The following is an 18,721-nucleotide window of genomic DNA, read 5'->3' on the forward strand; positions in this document are numbered from 1 at the left end:
GTATCGTGGTTTGGGATCACTTGTGTTTGTTGTCGACCAGTACCGCCAGCAGGATCACCGAGGCCTTGGCGATCATCTGATAGTAGGAGGACACATCCAGCAGGTTGAGGGCATTGTTCAAAAAACCGATGATAAGCGCCCCGATCAGGGTGCCCATGATGGCGCCCTTGCCGCCGGCCAGGCTGGTGCCGCCCAGTACTACGGCGGCGATGGCATCCAACTCGTAGGTGGTTCCTGCGGTAGGTTGGGCCGATGACAAGCGGCTGGTGACGATGATGGCTGCCAGTGCCGACAGCATGCCACAGATGGCATAAACGCCCATCTTGACCCGGGCAACGTTGATACCCGACAGACGCGCCGCCGCTTCGTTGCCGCCCACCGCATAGATATAGCGGCCAAAGCGGGTGTGGTTAAGCAGATACCAGGCACCGAGGAAGGTCATGGCCATCAGCCATACCGGTACCGGAATGCCGAACACGTAGCCGGTGCCGAACCAGGCGAAGATATCACCCGCATCGGTAAAGCCTGTGGAAATGGGGCGACCATCGGTATAGACCATGGTTACGCCGCGCAGCAATGTCATGGTGACCAGGGTGGCGATAAAGGCCTGTACCCGACCCTTGGCGACGATGATGCCGCTAACGCCGCCCAGGGCAAAACCGGCCAGCAATACCGCCGGCAACGTGATGAAAATAGACAGTTCCATCGACACCATGCTGGCGGCAAAGGCGCCACACAGGGCCAGTACCGAGCCCACGCTGAGGTCGATACCGGCGGTGAGGATCACCAGAGTCATGCCCACGGCAATGATGGCGTTGACCGAGGTCTGACGCAGTATGTTGAGGAGGTTGTCGACGGTGAAGAAATTGGGGCTCAGCGCAGAGACCACCGCGATCAGCACCAGCAGGGCAATCAGCGATTTCTGGGCAATCAACCATTCTTTGCTGAACCAGCGGCGGCTGTTAAGGGCGGGGGAGTTCATGCATCTTCCTCTTGTTGAGTCTGACCAACGGCGGCGGCCAGTAGTTGCTCCTGGGTCGCGGCGGTGGCGTTGAATTCACCGGCAATGCAACCTTCGTGCATCACCATGATACGGTCACTGATCCCCAGCACTTCCGGCATATCGGACGACACCAGAATAATGGCCATGCCTTCCTGCTTGAAACGGTTGATCAGTTGATAAATTTCTTTCTTGGCACCCACGTCGACGCCGCGGGTGGGTTCGTCGAGGATCAATACCCGCGGGCGGGTCATCAGTCCTTTGGCGATGGCCACCTTCTGCTGGTTACCACCCGACAGATTGCCGATCAGCTGTTCCCGGCCCGGAGTGCGGATCTTGAACAGCGAAATAAACTCGTCAACGGCGCCGCGTTCGGCCTGGTGGTCGAGCTGGGGGCCCCGGCTCAGGTCGGCCAGCGCCGACAGGCTCATGTTGACTTTGACCGACAGGTCCAGCACCAGACCATCGCCCTTGCGGTCTTCCGAAATATAGGCGATACCGGCGGCCAGGCCCTGTTGCGGGCTGTTGGCCGCATAGGGTTTGCCCGCCAGCCAGACCTGGCCTTCGGTGCGGGGCAGGGCGCCGTACAGGGTCTTGACCAGTTCGGTACGACCGGCGCCCATCAGGCCGGAAAAGCCCAGGATTTCGCCCTCATGCAGGCTGAAACTGACGCCGTTTACCCCGGCGCCGCTCAGGCCTTCCACCTTCAGTACTTCCGGCCCCTGGGGGACATGAATACGCGGGTATTGCTCGTCCAGCTTGCGGCCGACCATCATTTCGATCAGGTGGTCTTCGTCGATATCGCTCACCGCCTCTTCGCCGATCCACTTGCCATCACGCAATATGGTGACCCGGTCGCAGATCTCGAAGATTTCCTTCAGTCGATGAGAGATATAGACGATGCCGCAGCCATCGGCACGCAGCTCTTCGATCACTCGGAACAGGGCCCGGGTTTCGGTATCGGTCAGGGCATCGGTGGGCTCGTCCATGATGATGACGTCGGCCTTGAACGACAGCGCCTTGGCGATTTCCACCATCTGCTGGGCGCCGATGCTCAAATCACCGACCCGGGTTCTGGGTGACTGGCGGATTTGCAACCGATCCAGCAAGATCTGGGCGTTGGCGTAGAGCTGGGTCCAGTTGATTTTGCCGAAGGCATTCACCGGCTCGCGACCGAGAAAGATGTTCTCGGCAATGGTCAGCTCGTTCAGCAGGTTCAGTTCCTGATGAATGATGCCGATACCTGCCTGTTGCGAGTCGCGGGGGCCCTTGAAGCGGCAGGGCTGACCACGGTAATGGATCTCGCCGGCGTCCGGTTGATAGATGCCGGTCAGCACCTTCATCATGGTGGATTTGCCGGCACCATTCTCGCCCATCAGCGCCATGACCTGGCCCGGATACACGTTGAGCCCGGCTTGATCCAGCGCCTTGACGCCGGGAAAGGCCTTCTCGATGCCGGATAGAGACAGTATGGGTTCCATGCTCACCTCAGAAAGGAACGCCGCAGCGCAGTATGATATTGGCGTAAGGGGTGCATTCACCGGTGCGAACCACGGCGCGTGCCCCGGTATTTTGCTGCTTGAACGCCGCGTGGCTGATGTAGCTTACCGCAATCTCCCGGCCCTGGGCGTCGGCGGCCTCGGCCAGTTGCGCCAGCAGCTGCCGGTGCAGATCGGGGCTGACGGTTTTAATTTCTTCCGCCAGTACCACTGACTCCAGCTGCAATTCACTCAGCATCGCCGTCAGTATCGGCTGCAGCCCGGGTAACCCCGGACTGACCGCCAGATCGATACGCTCGGGACCGGGGGGAATGGGCAGGCCCGCATCGGCCAGCACTATTTCGTCAGTATGACCGACGCGGGCGACCAGCGCGGATAAATGACTGTTAAGCAAGGTGGTTTTCTTCACGGTATCGCCTTGTTCTGGAGTTTTATGACTCCGAAAGTTAACCAGAAATGGTGAGCGAAACGGTTACGCAATCGATTCGATGGGCGATTGTAGACAATAAATCCGCTTTTCGTGTGAGCGAAGAAGAATAAATGTGAGGTGGGTCACAGAAGTGGAGTCGCCAGACGAGGTAGTTGGACGGGGTAGTTGGCGGCGCCGTGATTCGGACTGTTGTTGACGGCCCGAATTGATAAAATAGTCTCATCCATCACGTTGAATCTCGCCATCCGGCCTGGTACAGGTAATTATTTTGCACCCTCATTCACTGAATTCAGAGTTTAGCCAGTTGCTGGCGCCCATTCATGCCTTTCTGCATTGTGAAACCCCCGATGAATGGATAGCCGAGGCGCAGAAGCCGGAACATCTGGCTGCGCTGTTGGTGGATCATGCCAACTGCGAAATGAAGGCGGCGATGAGCGCCCACAGCCTGGTGCGCCGCTATTGCCTGCCGAAAGAAAAGCGCAAGCTATTGCCCAATCTCGATTTTTACAAGACGCTCGACGCCCTGCCGGAAAAAGGCGAGGTGTTGGGCAAGCAGACCTTGCTGGATGAAAATCGGCGGGTATTCGACGAGCTGGCCAAGAACGATCTACTGCTGAAAATGGTGCGTCTGATCCAGGAAGAGCTGCACCATTTCGAGCAGGTGCTGGAGATCATGGCTGCCAGAGGCATCGAATACAGCACCCTGTCGGCATCCGGCTATGCCAGGGGCCTGCTGCAGCATGTGCGCACCCATGAGCCGGCGGCCATCGTCGACCGGCTGATCATCGGCGCCTATATCGAGGCCCGTTCCTGCGAGCGCTTCGCCCGGCTGGCGCCGTATCTGGATGAAGAGCTGAGCCGCTTCTATGTGTCGCTGTTGCGATCCGAGGCCCGTCATTATCAGGACTACCTGACGCTAGCCGCCGACTATAGCGGCAAGAATATCGATGAACGGGTGGCATTTTTCGGCGCCCGGGAAGCGGAGCTGATACAGGCACCCGACGAAGAGCTGCGTTTTCACAGCGGCGTACCTGTGGCTGGCTAATACCAACTCATTCAGTATCTGATCAGGTGTTGGGGCGGAGCGCCAGAGGCAACACAGCCGCCTCCTTTGATACACCGAGTTGTCTGCAGGGGGCTAACAGGCGACGCCGGAGCATTAAGGAGGACAAAGGGATCTGCTCTACCGACCTTCTGTTTCAGGGATGAAACAGAGAGCCTCCATGGAAGGATTCACGGCGAGTCGGTAGAGCGGGCCTTTTGGCCGAAGCGTAACGCTTAGCGCTTCGAGTCGCTGTGATGCCAGCGGTATTCGTTGTTGTAACTCTGCAGCAGGCGCAAACCCTGCTCGCTCTGGGGGTTGGCCAGCACCTTGTGGGTGGGGCCGGCTTCCACTACATGACCCTCGTGCATCAGTATCACCTGATCGCTGATATGGCGTACCACGCCCAGGTCGTTGGCCACCAGCACATAAGACAAGCCCAGGCGACTCTGCAGGCTGAGCAGCAGGTTGATGATCTGTGAGCGCACCGAAATATCCAGATTGGAGATGGCTTCATCGGCCACGATGATCTTGGGGGAGAGGATCAGCGCCCGGGCCAGCGCTACCCGCTGTTTCTGACCGGTGGAAATCATCTGAGGGTAAAAGTGGTAGTGATCCGGCAGCAGGCCCACCATGCGCAGGGTATCCAGTACCAGGGTTTCACGTTGTTCGGCATCCAGATTCGTGTTGAGGATGAGCGGGGTTTCCAGGATCTGGCCGATGCGGTTGCGGGGGTTGAGCGAGGTGTTGGGATCCTGAAATATCATGCGCAGCAGCTGACAGCGTTTCTTGTCATCGCCCGGCTCTATTTTGTCACCGTCGATGTAAATGCTGCCCTGAGAGGGAGGCATAACCCCGGCCAGCACCCGGGCCAGGGAGCTTTTTCCCGAGCCGGAATCGCCCATCACCGCCAGGGTCTGGCCCCGTTCCAGGGTAAAGGACAGCGGGTGGAAGGCGGTTTTGGTGACCTTGCGAAACAGCCCGCTGTGGGTCACGAATACCTTGCTGAGATTATCGACCTTGAGCAGTGGCACCTGGCTCATTTGGGCTTACCTTCTGGCATGTTGAGCGGAAAATGGCAGTAATAGGTCTGCCCCTTGATCTTGGCCAGGGGGGGCGTTATTACGCATTGCTTCTGGGCCTTGGGGCAGCGAGGGCCCAGCCGGCAGCCGATGGGCAGGTTTTGCAATGGCGGTATGACCCCCGGCAGTATGTTGAGCCGGGACTTGTGGGGCAAACTGCCATCCAGATCCGGCATCATCTGCAGCAGGGCGGCGGTATAGGGATGGCGAGGCCGGGTCAGGATCTGCTCTCGGGTGCCGGACTCGACCGCCTGGCCGCAATACATCACTGTGATGTTGTCGGTTAGCCGGGCAAAGGTGGTCAGATCGTTGCTGATCAGCAAGATGGTGGTGCCCGATAGTTTGTTGACCCGCTCCAGCAGCCGCAGTATCTGAGCCTGATTGGAGGCTTCCATGGCGTTGGTGGGTTCGTCCGCCACCAGCAGCTTGGGTTGGTTGGCGACGGCCATGGCGATCATCACCTTCTGGCAGACCCCCTCGGACAGCTGGTAAGGGTAGGCATTCATCACGGCTTTTGGCTCACGAATTCCCACTCTGTGCAGTAACGCGGTCGCCTGCTTGCGGCGCCAGTGCCAGCTCTGCCACCACTTGCCCTGAAAACTGCGTTCGGGAATGGCTTCTTCCAGCTGGGCGCCGATGCGCTCGGACGGATCCAGGCAGCTGGAAGGTTCCTGAAACACCATGGCGATATCCCGACCCATGATGCGCCGCCGTTCCTTGTGAGACAGGCTGAGCAGGTCGATGTTGTCGAGATACATGCGATCGGCGGTGACCCGCCAGGTGTCCTTGGCGATGCCGACGATGGTTTCGGCCACCAGACTCTTGCCGGAGCCAGACTCACCCACCAGGCCGCGAATTTCACCGTCGGCCAGGGTCAGGCTGAATTTATCCACCGCCTTGACCAGCCCCTGGGGCGTTTCTATCTCTATAGTGAGATTACGAATATCCAGCAGCGGCATCAGTCCATTACCTCGTTAATTGCCTGGCGCAGGCCTTCGCCAACCATGTTGACCACCAGTACCGAGAGCAGTATGGCCAGCCCCGGCAGGGTCACGGTCCAGGGCGCCAGGTAGACCAGATCCATGGCGTCCGACAACATGGCGCCCCATTCGGGGCGGGGCGGCTGGGCGCCCAGACCGAGAAAGCCGACGGCGGTAATGTCCAGAATGGCGGAAGACAGCCCGCGGGTGGTCTGACTGACGATGGTGTCGCTCAGGTTAGGCAAGATGCCAAATCGGAGTATACGCCAGCGGGTACCCCCATCGAGGCGCAGGGCGGTAATGTATTCCTTCTGCATTTCGTCAGAGACGGCATTATAGATGGCGCGCGCAAACTGCGGGGTCAGTGCCAGGGTAATGGCGATCAGGGTATTGAACAACCCGGGGCCCAGAATGGCGACGAAAATGATGGCCAGCAGCAGCGAGGGGATCGACAGCAGCGTATCGAGAAAGTGGTTGAGAATGCTGGCCTTGAAGCCCTTGCTCATGCCCCCGACAATACCGATGCAACCGCCTGCCAGCAGCGCCACCAGTACCACCAGTACGGCGTTGCCGAAGGTGAGGCGAGCACCAAACACCAGTCGGGACAGCATGTCGCGGCCCAAATCGTCGGTGCCGAGAAAAAAGTCGATATTGCCTTCGTCGGCCCAGGATGGCGGCATCAGCAGCGCCTGGCTGAACTGCTCGTAAGGGGCATAAGGCGCCAGCCAGGGGGCGAACAAGGTCAGCAACGACAGCAACCCCAGCCCCCACAGACCAATCATGCCCAGGGTATTCTTGCGAAACAGCTCCCAGGCCTGCTCGCGCGGCGAACGCACATGCAATTCCGGGTAGATATTAGCTCTGCCGGACATAAATGGCCCTCCTTCTGGCGGGGTAAATCAGAGTGGATAGCACCTCCACGGCGGAGCTGGCCACTATGGTGAAGGTGGCAATGGCCAGGGTACCGCCCTTGATGGCGGCATAATCCTGCAGCGCGATACTGCCCACCAGCCAGCGGCCCAGACCGGGCCAGTCGAACACGATTTCGGTCATGATGGCCGAAGTCAGCACGGTACCGAATTGCAATCCCAGGGTGGGAATGGCCATGGGAAAGGCGTTGCGCAGACCATGGCGTAGTATCACATGGGTTTCGCTCAGCCCCTTGGTCAGGGCGGCGCGGATATAGTTTTGCCTGAGCACTTCCAGCAGGGCGCTGCGGATCTGTCGGATCACCTCTGTGGTTGGCACTATGGCCAGTACCAGTGCCGGCAGTATCAGGTGGCGGAGCGCGTCGAGAAAGGCGGGCCAGCGATACTGGCTGTCGGCCAGCAGCGTATCTATGGTCATGATGCCGGTCACCTGCTCTATTTCGTACAAGAGGCTGAGCTGACCCGATACCGGCAGCCAGCCCAGATGGAGCGAGAAAAACATCACCAGCAACAGACCCAGCCAGAATACCGGGACCGAATAGCCGATCAGGGTACCGGTGAGGATCAGGGTGTCCTGCCAGCGGCCCTGGCGCAGGGCGGCCAGGGTACCTGAGGGTACCCCTACCAGTAACGAAATGGTAAAGGCGGCCAGGCACAGCTCCAGGGTGGCGGGAAAATACTGGCTTATCGCCTCCAGTACCGGCAGACCAGTAGCGCTGGAAATACCGAAGTCGCCGGCCAGCAGCTGCTGCAGAAAGGCGAGGTAGCCTGTCATGAGGTCGTTCTGGTCATCCTCCAGGAGTTTAAACTCCAGCACATAGGCGACCAGGGTCAGCACCAACAGTGTGGTCAGCAGCAGGCCGAGGCGCCGCAACAGATAACGCAGCATGGTTACTCCTTGTAGGCCTGATGAAAGGCGACACCGCCATAGGGCAACAGTCGCAACCCCTTGACCTGTTTACGATAGGCCTGCAGCCGCTGGCTGTGGACCAGCGGTATCACCGCCATGTCCTGATAGGCCAGCTGCTGTGCCTGCTGATAATAGCCGATACGGCGGGTCATCTGTGGTTCGGTCAGCGCCAGATCCAGCTGTTGTTCAAACAGCGGGTGGCACCAGCGGCTGGCGTTGGTGCCGGCGGCAATGGCCTGGCAGCTGAGCAGGTTACGCAGCATGTTATCCGGATCCGGGGTATCGGCCGACCAGCCGGTCAGCACCGCATCCTGATCTCCTTCCCGCAGCTCCCGGCGCAGTATTTGCTCTTCCAGGCTGAGCAGTTTCACCCTGATGCCCAGCGTCGCCAGCCGGCGCTGGATAAGCTGGCCGGTCTTGAGTCCGTCCGGATTGTAGGTACGGGCCCCGGAAGGCACCAGCAGGGTCATGTCAAAGCCATCGCTCAGCCCGGCCTGCTCCAGCAGCCAGCGGGCCCGGCTTTGATCCGGCAGCGGCATCAAGAGGTTGGGATCATGGCCCCAGGACACCGGCGGCAGCAGCGACTCGGCCAGCGCGCCGATATCGAAATACACGGCCTGCAGAATATCCGTTCTGTTGAGCGCCAGACTCAGCGCCTTGCGCACCCGGATATCATCGAAGGGAGGTTTCTGGGTATTGAGCGCCAGTACCGCCACGTTCATGCCGGTTGCATAGCTCAGGGCCAGCTCGGAGTGCTGTTTAATGACCGACAGCTGGCTGGTGGCCGGATGGGCCATGACGTCGCATTCGCCGGTCAGCAGCTTGGCCAGTCGCTTGGACGATTTGGGCGTAATGTCGAACACCAACTGGGCCAGCCGGGCGCTGCCGCGCCAGTAGCTGGGATGGCGATGATAGCGGATAAACTCGTCGGCGCGGTATAGGTTGAGCAGAAAAGGCCCGGTACCGACCGGTTGCTGATCCAGCAACTGTGGCTGACCTGCCGCCAGCAACTGCGCCCCGTATTCCGCCGACAGTATCACAGCGTAATCGGTGGCCAGATTGGTCAGAAAAGAGGTGTTGGGGCGAGTAAGCACAAACTCTACCTCGTGCTCGTTTAGCGCATGTACCTCGCTGACCAGCGCCTGCCAGCCGATGCTGTCGAAAAACGGGTAACGACCCCCGCTTACCGCATGATAAGGATGCTGCTTATCGATCAGACGGGAGAAGGTAAAGACCACATCTTCTGCGGTCAATGGGCGGCTGGGGCTGAACCAGTCGGTATCATGAAAGGTCACGCCGGGGCGCAGGGTAAAACGATAGCGCAGGCCATCGTCGCTGCGTTCCCATTCGGTGGCAAGCGCCGGTATCGGCTGCTGGCTGTCTGGGGTGATATCCAGCAGCCGGTCGTAGAGCTGATGGGCGGTGGCGTCCAGGGTTTCGGTGGAGGTGACCAGTTGTGGATTAAAGGTGAGCGGCGTCCCTTCTATACAATAGAGCAGACTTTCCTGTGCCAGTTGTCGGTTGCCGCCGTCACATCCTGCCAGTAACAGGGTGGCCAGCAGGCTCCATAGCCATAAACGCATGCTTAATCCTTGAGGTCTTCCTGCTCGCCGGTTGGCAGCAGAGAAGCGTATTTACGCAGCAAGCCACGTAACTGATGATAACTCAGGCCCAGTCGCTCGGCCGCCTGCCGCTGATTATAACGGGCCCGCTCCAGGGCGAGCCCGAGCAGCCGGACTTCTTCTCGGGCCAGATGTTCCTTGAGATCGAGTGGCAGCCTGGTATCGGCATTGCCCCGGGTCGGCGACGCTGGTCGCCAGGGCGAGGCGAAGGGATCCAGATACAGCTCGCTCAGCGCCACCTCCGGCCGGCCATGATGATAGAGGCTGCGCTCAATCACGTTCTTGAGCTCCCGCACATTACCCGGCCAGGGGTGCGCCAGCAGATGCCGGCGCACTGCCGGGCTGAAACCGGCAAACAGTGGCCAGCCCAGCTCCATGCACAGCGAAACGGCAAAATGCTCGGCTAGGCGCAAAATATCGTCATCCCGGGCCCGCAGGGGCGGCAATGTAACCACATCGAAGGCCAGTCTATCAAGCAGATCGGCCCTGAAGTCTCCCTTTTGAGCCAATACCGGCAGATCCTGGTTGCTGGCACAGACCAGTCGCACATCGACCCGGACCGGCTGACTGCCGCCGACCCGCTCGAATTCACCGTATTCGATAACCCTCAGCAGCTTTTCCTGCACCCGGGGGCTGGTACTGGCCAGCTCGTCGAGAAACAGGGTGCCGCCGTCGGCGCGCTCGAAGCGGCCCAGGTGGCGCTTCTGGGCGCCGGTAAAGGCACCGGCTTCGTGGCCGAACAGCTCGCTTTCCAGCAGAGTCTCGGCCAGGGTGGCGCAGTTGAGGGAAATAAAGGGCTGCTGCCAGCGGGGCGACAGATAATGCAGCCGGTGGGCGATCAGCTCCTTTCCGGTGCCGCGCTCGCCCACCACCAGTATCGGTTTATTCAGTGGCGCCAGTAGCGACACCTGCTCCAGTATCGAGAGCAGGGCATTGGACTGACCGATCAGATCATTGTCTGTCATGGCACACCAAAGTGGCGAAATTTGCTAGATGATAGCGTTATTCGCCGACTTCGGCCAATGCCCGAGTGATGCTTGTTTATGGTTTTTATCTATATTTCAAATGATTAGTGGCTTCTGCCGGGTTGGCACATAACTTGTTATGTATAGGGGAAGAATACAAGACGACCCGAGTCTTGTTCTATCATCGGTATCGAGGAGACAACACCATGAGCATATTTTCCCGACTGGCGGATATCATCAACGCCAACCTCAACTCCCTGCTGGACAAGGCCGAAGATCCGGCCAAGATGGTACGTCTCATCATCCAGGAAATGGAAGACGAGCTGGTGCGCGAGCGCTCCAATCTGGCCCGCTTTCTGGCCGAGAAAAAAGATGTGTTGCGCCAGATTGAACGCCACCGGGAGCGGGTGAGTGAATGGCAGAGCAAGGCCGAGCTGGCCCTGAGCCGTGAGCGCGACGATCTGGCCCGGGCCGCCCTGCTGGAAAAGAGCAAGCAGAGCGAGCTGCTCAAGGCCCTGGAACATGAACACGAGGCGGTGGCAGAAGGCATCAACAAGCTGTCGGAGGCCATTAGCGCCCTGGAAGCCAAGCTGGTCGACGCCCGTTCACGCCAGCAGGCGATGCAGTTGCGCGAGCGCAGCGCCCAGAGTCGCATCAAGGTGCAGGAGCGGGTACGTCACAGCGAAACCGGCTCGTCGGTCGACAAGTTCGATCGCATGGAACGCAAGATAGACGAGCTGGAAGCCCGGGCGGACTTGTACAGCAAGAGCAAGGGGCTGGAGCAGTCCTTTGCCGAGCTGGAGGTGGACGACGCCATCAACCGTGAGCTGGACAAGCTGAAAGCCAAAATGAACAAGAGTGAGGAGCAGTGATGTCGGAGCTGGCCTGGGCCCTGGTGGCCCCCTTGAATATCTTTCTGTTTCTGGTGGTGCCCATCTGGCTGGTGCTGCATTATCGCAGCAAGCGCCGGCTCGATGAGGGACTGGGCGAGACCGCCCGTCAACGCCTGGAACAGAGTCTGACGCAGGCGGAGCAACTGGCCGATAGGGTTACCACCCTGGAGCGGCTGCTGGATCAGGAGGTACCCGGATGGCGTCAACCTTGATAAATCTGTATCGCGACAAGCGCAATGGCAAACTCGGCGGCGTTTGTGCCGGCATTGCCCGCAAGGCCGAAGTCGAGCCCTGGCTGGTGCGGGTGCTGGCGCTCACCGGCCTGGTGTTTGCCAGTTTTCTGACCTTTGTACTTTATATTGCCGCCTGGCTGCTGCTGGAAGACAGGCCCCTGGTGGAAGAGGCGGAGCAGTCTCATGTCAAAACCGCCGGCTGGCAGTCGGGCCTGTCGCCACAAGAGGCGCTGACCCGGCTGGACAACCGGTTGCAGCAGCTGAATGGCCGGGTGGCAAAAATGGAACAATTGCTGACCTCGCAAGAGTTTCGTTTGCGACGGGAGTTCAATGATTTGGGTAAAGATCGATGAGCAGGACGCCACTGGATCAGTGGCGCAATTCTCAATGGCGAAACGCTCAATGGCGAAATAAGGCAGGAGCCTGGGTGCAACGGGGTCTGGACCAACGCTTGCGGCTGGCGGTGACGGGGCTGAGCCGTAGCGGCAAGACCGCCTTTATCACCAGCCTGGTCAACCAGCTGGAACACGCCGGGCTGGATGCCCGGCTGCCGCACTGGCCGCCGGCGGCGGAGGGGCGACTGCTCGGCATACAGCGGGTGCCGAGCCGACATCATCATGTGCCGGCCTTCGGTTACGAGGCGGCGCTGGGTCAGCTGTCGGCCACGCCGCCATGCTGGCCCGAGCCGACCCGAGGCATCAGTGAAATCACCCTCGCCATTCGTTACCGGCCCAAAAACCGGCTCAAGCGCAAGCTGCAGGACACCGCCACCCTCTATCTGGAAATTGTCGACTACCCCGGAGAATGGCTGCTGGATCTGCCGCTGCTGGGCATGAGCTATGCCCAGTGGAGCGAGCAACAGCGCCAGCTGCTGCAGACACCGGCGCTGGCCGAGCTGGCCACGCCCTGGTTGCAGGCCGGGGCTTTACTTGCCGCCGACGGCCCTGCCGAGGATGGCAAACTGGCGCCGCTGGCGGCGGCCTATACCCAATGGCTGCACGACATCAAGCGCGAGTGCGGCGCCTATTTGGTGCAACCGGGGCGTTTCATTCTGCCCGGCGAGTACCGGGATGCCCCCATGTTGCAGTTTGTGCCCTGGGTGTGGGACCCGGTGCCGGGCGGGCTGAATGACAGCCACCATTACGGCATGATGGAAGCGCGCTTCGAACACTACAAAAAGCATCTGGTGCAGGGCTTTTACAAGGACTTCTTCGCCGGCTTCGACCGCCAGATAGTGCTGGTGGACTGCCTGACGCCGCTCAATCGCGGCCCCGACAGCTTTGCCGATCTCCGCCGGGCGCTGAACGCCATACTGCAGAGTTTCGAATACGGCAAAAGCGGCTGGTGGCAGCGGCTGTTTGCTCCGCGCATCGACAAGCTGCTGTTTGCCGCCACCAAGGCCGATCATCTGACGCCGGATCAGCACGGCCGACTGGCCACCCTGCTCGGCACCCTGGTGCGGGGCGGCCATCGTCATGCGCGGTTGTCCGGTATCGACATTCATACCCTGGCACTGGCGGCCATTCGCGCCACCAGCAGCGGCCAGGTCAGTCACCAGGGCGAAACCATACCGGCGCTGCAGGGGCGGCGGCTGGACAAGCTGGACGCGGTGGCTCTGTATCCGGGCGAAGTCCCCGAGTCCTTGCCCGAAGAGGCTTTCTGGCGGCAGCAGGGCTTCGACTTTACCGAATTCGCCCCGCCCGAGTGGCAGCCGGAACAGCCGCTGCCCCATTTGCGCCTGGATCAGGCACTGGCTTTCCTGTTGGGAGACAAATTATCGTGAGTTTGAAAGGCAAGGTGATCCTGGATCAACCGCTGAAACAAGCGCAGCAACAACCGGGGTCCGCGCCTCTGCGCCCCGGCCGGCAACTGGAGCAGGACGACTTTATCGCATTGGACGAGATCCCGGAGCCGATACTGACCGAGAGTCTGAGGCCCGGTCGTCGGCACTGGCTGTGGTGGAGCGGCATCAGTCTGCTGCTGACATTGTTGCTGGTGCACTCCGCCCTTGGCCTGTGGCAGACCTGGCAGGACAACCGTCTGCTCGGCGTGGCCTGGAGCCTGACCATCATACTGCTGGCGCTGGCGGCGCTGGGCCGTTTATGGCGAGAGCTGAGGCTGCTGCGTACTCTGGACCGGGTATCGCGCCAGCAGGCAAGAGCCGAACAGTTGCTGACGGAGCAGGGCTGCGGTCAGGCCCGGGCGTTCTGCGAGCAGCTGGCCGCGCGCAGCGGGTTGGAAGAAACCGATGCCTTTCGGAGCTGGCAGCAGGGCCTGACCGACCAGGAGCAGGACGCCGAAGTCCTTACGCTCTATAGCCGGCAGGTGCTGAGCGTGCAGGACCGGCAGGCCCGGGCCCGGGTGCTGAAATGGTCCGGCGAGGCGGCGGTAATGGTGGCGGCCAGCCCCCTGGCGGCGGTAGACATGCTGCTGGTACTGTGGCGTAACCTGAAGATGATTGAAGACATTAGCGCCTGTTATGGTATTCGCCTTGGCGGCCTGAGCCGACTGCGGCTGATCCGCCAGGTGTTGCACCACATGCTCTATGTCGGGGTATCGGAAGCGGCCATCGACGCCGGTATGGACTTGCTCGGGCTGGAGCTGGCCGGGCGCTTGTCGGCACGGGCCGGTCAGGGGGTGGGCGCCGGTTTGCTGACCGCCAGGCTGGGGCTGCAAACCATGAGCCTGTGCCGACCCGTGCCCTGGCAGGGCGACGAGAAAAAACAGCTGGGCGGCATTCGCCGTGCCCTAGTCGACAAGGTGGCCCGGTTGATGACGAACCGCGGGCAATAATGTCAATTTGAATAAAAGTCTGATCGTTTTTTACATCTGGGCTCAGAGGTAACACAGCCGCCTCCCACGACACGCCACTGGGCTAGCCATCTTTGCTGGGTAACGGCTGCGAATATTCACTGGATATTCGGTCCATTACCCAACAAAGATACACGGCAGCAAGCTGCCCCATGGGGGCTCGGAAATGCCGTCCATGGCATTTCACGGTCGTGGTAGTCGTTCTCTGTTGCCTCTTCTCGAGCACCGAGTTGTCTGTAGACGACGCAAACAGGCAACTCCTTGGCATCAGGGAGGATAAAGGGATCTGTTTCGCCGACCTTCTGTTTCAGGGACGAAACAGAGAGCGTACATGGAGGTATTCATAGCGAGTCGGCGGAGCGGGCCATTTATCCGACCTTTACAGAATAGCCGAATAGATCGGTTATTTAATCTGTTTGGTATAGCGCGGTACTTATTCAGCCATGCGACAACGACTCAACCCGATACGAGCCCTGTGGTCCGCCTATGGTAGGCTACGGGGTCTATTGACTCACCATATCTCCGCAGAAAACAGCACGGTAGACACCACTATGAACTTTAAAGAATTTCACGCCTCACTCAGCCAGACGAAGCCGCCGCAGGGGCTGTCTGATGCCCTCATTGCCTTATGGCTGGACGCCAATGATCAGTGGGAGGCCGCGCACGATCAGGTGCGCGATAACAGTGACCAGCCCTCTGCCTGGGTTCACGCCTACCTGCACCATGTCGAAGGTGTGCTCTGGAATGCCGACTACTGGTACGGACGCGCCAGGAAGAAGCGCCCGAGCTGCACCACCCGGGAAGAATGGCAGCAGATAGCCCAGTCGCTGTTGGATTAAGAGCGCTTAATACCGATCGGTGTATTGCAGGAATAGCAGAGCCGCCGACGAACGTCGGTGTTTTGGTTGTGGCTTGGAATCAATGAGGTATTGCGGAAGAGGTTAGCCTTGAGGCTGAGAGCGGTATTACTGTCTGGAAACTGGGGTGACCGACGGGGCTCGAACCCGCGACAACCGGAATCACAATCCGGGACTCTACCAACTGAGCTACGGTCACCAAAGATGGCGCGCCCTGCAGGACTCGAACCTGCGACCACCCGCTTAGAAGGCGGGTGCTCTATCCAGCTGAGCTAAGGGCGCTTTTTGACATTAAGCGGCAGCAAGGCTGCGGCGTAACGGGGCGGGATGATACCTATTTGCCTTGCGGTGGTCAACGGCTTTATCCGGCCGGGGTTACCGAGCGAAAGCCGCTGGCGCTTGCTTATCAAAGCCGGGAAAAAATGCGACAATTGGCGCAGGTTTATAAAGGTGAGAATCAACGCAGATGTCAGCTCAAATAATCGATGGAAAAGCGATTGCACAGGCGGTACGCAGCCAGGTAGCCGAACGAGTGGCCGAACGAATCCGTGCGGGCAAACGCGCGCCGGGTCTGGCGGTGATACTAGTGGGTGCCAATCCGGCCTCTCAGGTCTATGTCGGCAGCAAACGCCGGGCCTGTGAAGAGGTCGGGTTTATTTCCAAGTCTTACGATTTACCCAAGGAAACCACAGAGCAGCAACTGCTGGAATTGATTGATGAGCTGAACCAGGACGTCACCATAGACGGTATTCTGGTGCAACTGCCGCTGCCGGCCCATATCGACAGCACCCCGGTGATCGAACGCATTCATCCGCACAAAGATGTGGACGGCTTTCATCCCTACAATATCGGCCGTCTGGCCCAGCGCATTCCTGCGCTGCGCCCCTGTACCCCCAAGGGCATCATCACCCTGCTTGAGCGGAGCCATATCAAGACCCATGGCCTCAACGCCGTGGTGGTGGGCGCGTCCAATATCGTCGGTCGCCCCATGACCCTGGAGCTGCTGCTGGCCGGCTGTACCACCACTACCTGCCATCGCTTCACCGAAGATCTCAAGGCGCAGGTGGAAAGAGCCGATCTACTGGTGGTGGCGGTGGGCAAGCCGCACTTTATTCCCGGTGACTGGATCAAGCCCGGTGCCGTGGTGATCGATGTGGGTATCAACCGGCTGGACGATGGTCGTCTGGTGGGCGATGTGGAATATGCGGTAGCCGCCGAGCGGGCTTCCTATATTACCCCCGTGCCCGGCGGCGTGGGTCCGATGACAGTGGCCTCCCTGATTGAAAACACCCTGATCGCCTGCGAACGCTATCACGATCAGTAAACACCACCAATAAAACAGTCAGTAAGGACAACCGATGCAGTGGCCCGACAAGGATGTGCTCTACACGGTAATTTTCGGCACCGAAACACCGGCGGGCCGCCGCTTCGATATTGCCCTTATCGTCACCATACTGCTGTCTATCGCCGTCTTGCTGCTGGACTCGATAAGTTCGGTTCGGGCGCAATACGGCGGTGTGCTGTCTTGGCTGGAATGGCTTTTTACCCTGGCCTTTACCCTGGAATACGGCGTGCGGGTCTATTGCTCCCAGAACCGGCTCGCCTACGTCCGAAGCTTTTACGGTATTATCGATCTGTTGGCGGTGCTACCGACCTATCTGGCCGTTTTCATTCCCGGCGCCAGTTTCCTGATGATCATCCGTTTGCTGCGGGTATTGCGGATTTTCCGTATTCTCAAGCTGATGCGCTACGCCAACGAAGCCAATGTGTTGTTGCGCTCTATCTATCAGAGCCGCCGCAAGATACTGGTGTTCTTCAGCACTCTTTTTATTCTGGTGACCCTGTTCGGCTCACTGCTCTATGTGGTGGAAGGGCCGGAAAACGGCTTTACCAGCATTCCCATCAGTATTTACTGGGCCATCGTCACCATTACCACAGTCGGCTTTGGCGATATCACACCGCAAACCCCCCTGGGACAGGCCATTGCCTCCGTCACCATGCTGATGGGTTACGCCATTATTGCGGTGCCCACCGGTATTCTCAGTGCCGAGCTGGGGCGGGAAATGCGGCGAGAATATGAACATCGCCATTGTCCGCAGTGTGACAAAGGCGGGCATGATCAGGATGCCATCTATTGCAAATATTGCGGCGGAGAAATGGAGCAACCGGAGGATTAATACCCATTCCACCAAGAAACAGACGATGCTGATGCATCAAGGAGGACAAAGGGATCTGCTCTACCGGCCTTCTGTTTCAGGGATGAAACAGAGAGCCTCCATGGAGGGATTCATTGCGAGTCGGTGGAGCGGGCCCTTTGTCCGGGATTGTTACTAAAGACGCCGTCATGAAAAAAGGGAGCCGAGGCTCCCTTTTTTTGGTTATTACACTGTGACGACCGATTACTCTTTGGTGTCATCCATCAGTGCGTCCAGCTTGCGGTCGGCTTCGGCGGCGGCGTCATCCATGGCCTGTTCCATTTCTGCTGCCTGTTCGCTGGCGGCGTCTTTGACGTTTTCGGCGGCTTCATCCAGCTTTTCGCCCATTTTTTCCATGGTGCCCTGTTCTTCAATACCCAGAGCTTCCTTGGTGTCGTCTGCCATTTCCTGACTCTGCTCCTGCACGTTTTCGATGGCTTCATCCATCTTTTCACCCGCTTTCTCTGCATCTCCCTTGTTATCGCAGGCAGACAGGCCAAAGGCGGCAACAGAGGTCAGTAATAATATGTTAAGCCATGATTTCTTCATTTTCTGCTCCTCACTGGGGATAGTGTGCGGCCGGGAGCCGCTGTTGTGTTTTTACCTTACTAGTAATAGCCCAGACGGTGATGAAACAACAGTAGGTCAATGATTTAAAAACGCAGGGTTCTTTCAAAATAACCAAATAAATCAGTTAGTAATAACAAGTTGCGAACCAGAATGACGTAAGTGGAGCGGGGCAGGCAGCAACGGATATGACGGGGGCTGTCATCTGACGCCTAAAAAAGAGGCAATGCGGGGGTATTCGGGGGCCGCAGCGAACCAGACGGGTCCTGCTGCGGCTCGTCGTTTATGACTGATCGGTTATGGCTGATCCAGGGTGTTTTCCAGTATTTCGTCCAGCCGATCCTGGGCTTCCTGCGAGGCTTCTTCCACCGCATGCTGCAGCTGCTCTTTCTGCTGTTCAATTACTTCAGGCTCGGGCGCACTGGTGGGCGCGACAGTTTCAACCTGCTGAGGTTCTGAGGATGAGACGGCGTTATCCAGCACCTGATCGATGTTGTCGCCGATATCACTCGCCGGGCCTTCAGGCTCACAGCCGGTCAGGCCGAGCAGAGTTGCCAGTAATACGATGGGAATAAAGGTGCGCATAGCAAGGCTCCTAAAGAGGTCGATGATGACCGTTACATGGCCAGTCAAAAAAACAGGGCGCCAATTATGGCGCCCTGAATCATTTTTTCAATATATTCCCGAGAGCGGACAGCCCGAACGA

20 protein-coding genes and 2 tRNA genes are annotated in these 18,721 nt (G+C 59.1%); 9 read left to right on the top strand and 13 right to left on the bottom strand.

The genetic code is table 11. From position 1 onward, the window contains the following. Positions 1 to 16: 16 nt before the first annotated feature. From rbsC to rbsD, 3 genes are read right to left on the bottom strand one after another with little or no spacing between them, the layout of a single operon-like run. A complete protein-coding gene (gene rbsC / locus UN63_RS08340) occupies positions 17 to 982 on the bottom strand; it encodes a ribose ABC transporter permease (RefSeq protein WP_104486316.1) in 966 nt (321 codons plus the stop codon). Next, positions 979 to 2,481 (bottom strand): ribose ABC transporter ATP-binding protein RbsA, encoded by a 1,503-nt coding sequence (rbsA, locus tag UN63_RS08345; RefSeq protein WP_104486317.1) that lies wholly within the window; start codon positions 2,479 to 2,481, stop codon positions 979 to 981. The genes rbsC and rbsA overlap by 4 nt, the downstream gene beginning before the upstream one ends. A gap of 7 nt (positions 2,482 to 2,488) precedes the next feature. After that, positions 2,489 to 2,908 carry a D-ribose pyranase gene (rbsD, locus tag UN63_RS08350; RefSeq protein WP_104486318.1) on the bottom strand — a complete coding sequence of 140 codons (420 nt, stop codon included), beginning with the start codon at positions 2,906 to 2,908 and terminating at the stop codon, positions 2,489 to 2,491. A gap of 289 nt (positions 2,909 to 3,197) precedes the next feature. On the opposite strand from rbsD, the gene miaE reads away from it, so the two are divergent. Continuing rightward, on the top strand, positions 3,198 to 3,974 hold the full coding sequence (gene miaE, locus UN63_RS08355; protein ID WP_104486319.1) for a tRNA isopentenyl-2-thiomethyl-A-37 hydroxylase MiaE: 777 nt from the start codon (positions 3,198 to 3,200) through the stop codon (positions 3,972 to 3,974). A 233-nt stretch (positions 3,975 to 4,207) separates the two neighbouring features. On the opposite strand, the gene UN63_RS08360 is transcribed toward miaE, so the two are convergent. Genes UN63_RS08360 through pspF form a run of 6 tightly spaced genes read right to left on the bottom strand, consistent with a single transcriptional unit; the run spans position 4,208 to position 10,459 of the window. Continuing rightward, a complete protein-coding gene (locus UN63_RS08360) occupies positions 4,208 to 5,014 on the bottom strand; it encodes a peptide ABC transporter ATP-binding protein (RefSeq protein WP_104486320.1) in 807 nt (268 codons plus the stop codon). Further along, complete coding sequence (locus UN63_RS08365; RefSeq protein ID WP_104486321.1) at positions 5,011 to 6,012, bottom strand: peptide ABC transporter ATP-binding protein; 1,002 nt, start codon at positions 6,010 to 6,012, stop codon at positions 5,011 to 5,013. Before UN63_RS08365 ends, UN63_RS08360 begins: the two co-directional genes overlap by 4 nt. Then, positions 6,012 to 6,905, bottom strand: coding sequence for an ABC transporter permease subunit (locus UN63_RS08370; protein ID WP_104486322.1), 894 nt, complete (start codon positions 6,903 to 6,905; stop codon positions 6,012 to 6,014). The genes UN63_RS08365 and UN63_RS08370 overlap by 1 nt, the downstream gene beginning before the upstream one ends. Then, positions 6,889 to 7,851, bottom strand: a complete 963-nt coding sequence (locus tag UN63_RS08375; protein ID WP_104486323.1) for an ABC transporter permease — start codon at positions 7,849 to 7,851, stop codon at positions 6,889 to 6,891. Before UN63_RS08375 ends, UN63_RS08370 begins: the two co-directional genes overlap by 17 nt. Positions 7,852 to 7,853: 2 nt before the next feature. Continuing rightward, positions 7,854 to 9,455 carry an ABC transporter substrate-binding protein gene (locus UN63_RS08380; protein ID WP_104486324.1) on the bottom strand — a complete coding sequence of 534 codons (1,602 nt, stop codon included), beginning with the start codon at positions 9,453 to 9,455 and terminating at the stop codon, positions 7,854 to 7,856. Between the two features lie 2 nt (positions 9,456 to 9,457). After that, positions 9,458 to 10,459, bottom strand: coding sequence for a phage shock protein operon transcriptional activator (gene pspF / locus UN63_RS08385; protein ID WP_104486325.1), 1,002 nt, complete (start codon positions 10,457 to 10,459; stop codon positions 9,458 to 9,460). Positions 10,460 to 10,665: 206 nt separating this feature from the next. Here pspF and pspA point away from each other — a divergent pair, with 206 nt between their 5' ends. From pspA to UN63_RS08415, 6 genes are all read left to right on the top strand, one after another. Next, positions 10,666 to 11,331, top strand: a complete 666-nt coding sequence (gene pspA, locus UN63_RS08390) for a phage shock protein PspA (protein WP_104486326.1) — start codon at positions 10,666 to 10,668, stop codon at positions 11,329 to 11,331. Further along, entirely contained in the window at positions 11,331 to 11,564 is a 234-nt protein-coding gene (gene pspB, locus UN63_RS08395) for an envelope stress response membrane protein PspB (protein WP_104486327.1), read from the top strand. The genes pspA and pspB overlap by 1 nt, the downstream gene beginning before the upstream one ends. After that, complete coding sequence (gene pspC, locus UN63_RS08400) at positions 11,549 to 11,938, top strand: envelope stress response membrane protein PspC (RefSeq protein ID WP_104486328.1); 390 nt, start codon at positions 11,549 to 11,551, stop codon at positions 11,936 to 11,938. The genes pspB and pspC overlap by 16 nt, the downstream gene beginning before the upstream one ends. Further along, entirely contained in the window at positions 11,935 to 13,368 is a 1,434-nt protein-coding gene (locus UN63_RS08405; protein WP_104486329.1) for a YcjX family GTP-binding protein, read from the top strand. Before pspC ends, UN63_RS08405 begins: the two co-directional genes overlap by 4 nt. Beyond that, the gene (locus tag UN63_RS08410; protein WP_104486330.1) at positions 13,365 to 14,378 is read left to right on the top strand and encodes a YcjF family protein; all 1,014 of its coding nucleotides are present in this window, start codon (positions 13,365 to 13,367) and stop codon (positions 14,376 to 14,378) included. The genes UN63_RS08405 and UN63_RS08410 overlap by 4 nt, the downstream gene beginning before the upstream one ends. A gap of 569 nt (positions 14,379 to 14,947) precedes the next feature. Then, positions 14,948 to 15,235 (top strand): hypothetical protein, encoded by a 288-nt coding sequence (locus UN63_RS08415; RefSeq protein ID WP_104486331.1) that lies wholly within the window; start codon positions 14,948 to 14,950, stop codon positions 15,233 to 15,235. Between the two features lie 141 nt (positions 15,236 to 15,376). Here the strand turns inward: UN63_RS08415 and UN63_RS08420 are convergent. Further along, a tRNA-His gene (locus UN63_RS08420) sits at positions 15,377 to 15,452 on the bottom strand. A 6-nt stretch (positions 15,453 to 15,458) separates the two neighbouring features. Then, positions 15,459 to 15,535 (bottom strand) — tRNA-Arg (locus UN63_RS08425). Between the two features lie 184 nt (positions 15,536 to 15,719). On the opposite strand from UN63_RS08425, the gene folD reads away from it, so the two are divergent. Next, entirely contained in the window at positions 15,720 to 16,577 is an 858-nt protein-coding gene (gene folD / locus UN63_RS08430; protein ID WP_104486332.1) for a bifunctional methylenetetrahydrofolate dehydrogenase/methenyltetrahydrofolate cyclohydrolase FolD, read from the top strand. Between the two features lie 34 nt (positions 16,578 to 16,611). Then, a complete protein-coding gene (locus UN63_RS08435; protein WP_104486333.1) occupies positions 16,612 to 17,430 on the top strand; it encodes an ion transporter in 819 nt (272 codons plus the stop codon). A 222-nt stretch (positions 17,431 to 17,652) separates the two neighbouring features. Here the strand turns inward: UN63_RS08435 and UN63_RS08440 are convergent, their stop codons facing one another. After that, entirely contained in the window at positions 17,653 to 17,997 is a 345-nt protein-coding gene (locus UN63_RS08440; RefSeq protein ID WP_104486334.1) for a hypothetical protein, read from the bottom strand. 315 nt (positions 17,998 to 18,312) lie between these two features. Then, positions 18,313 to 18,600 carry a hypothetical protein gene (locus UN63_RS08445; RefSeq protein ID WP_104486335.1) on the bottom strand — a complete coding sequence of 96 codons (288 nt, stop codon included), beginning with the start codon at positions 18,598 to 18,600 and terminating at the stop codon, positions 18,313 to 18,315. Between the last annotated feature and the right edge of the window lie 121 nt (positions 18,601 to 18,721).

Source organism: Oceanisphaera arctica, assembly GCF_002936955.1.
In the GTDB taxonomy this organism is placed as follows: Bacteria; Pseudomonadota; Gammaproteobacteria; order Enterobacterales; family Aeromonadaceae; genus Oceanimonas; species Oceanimonas arctica.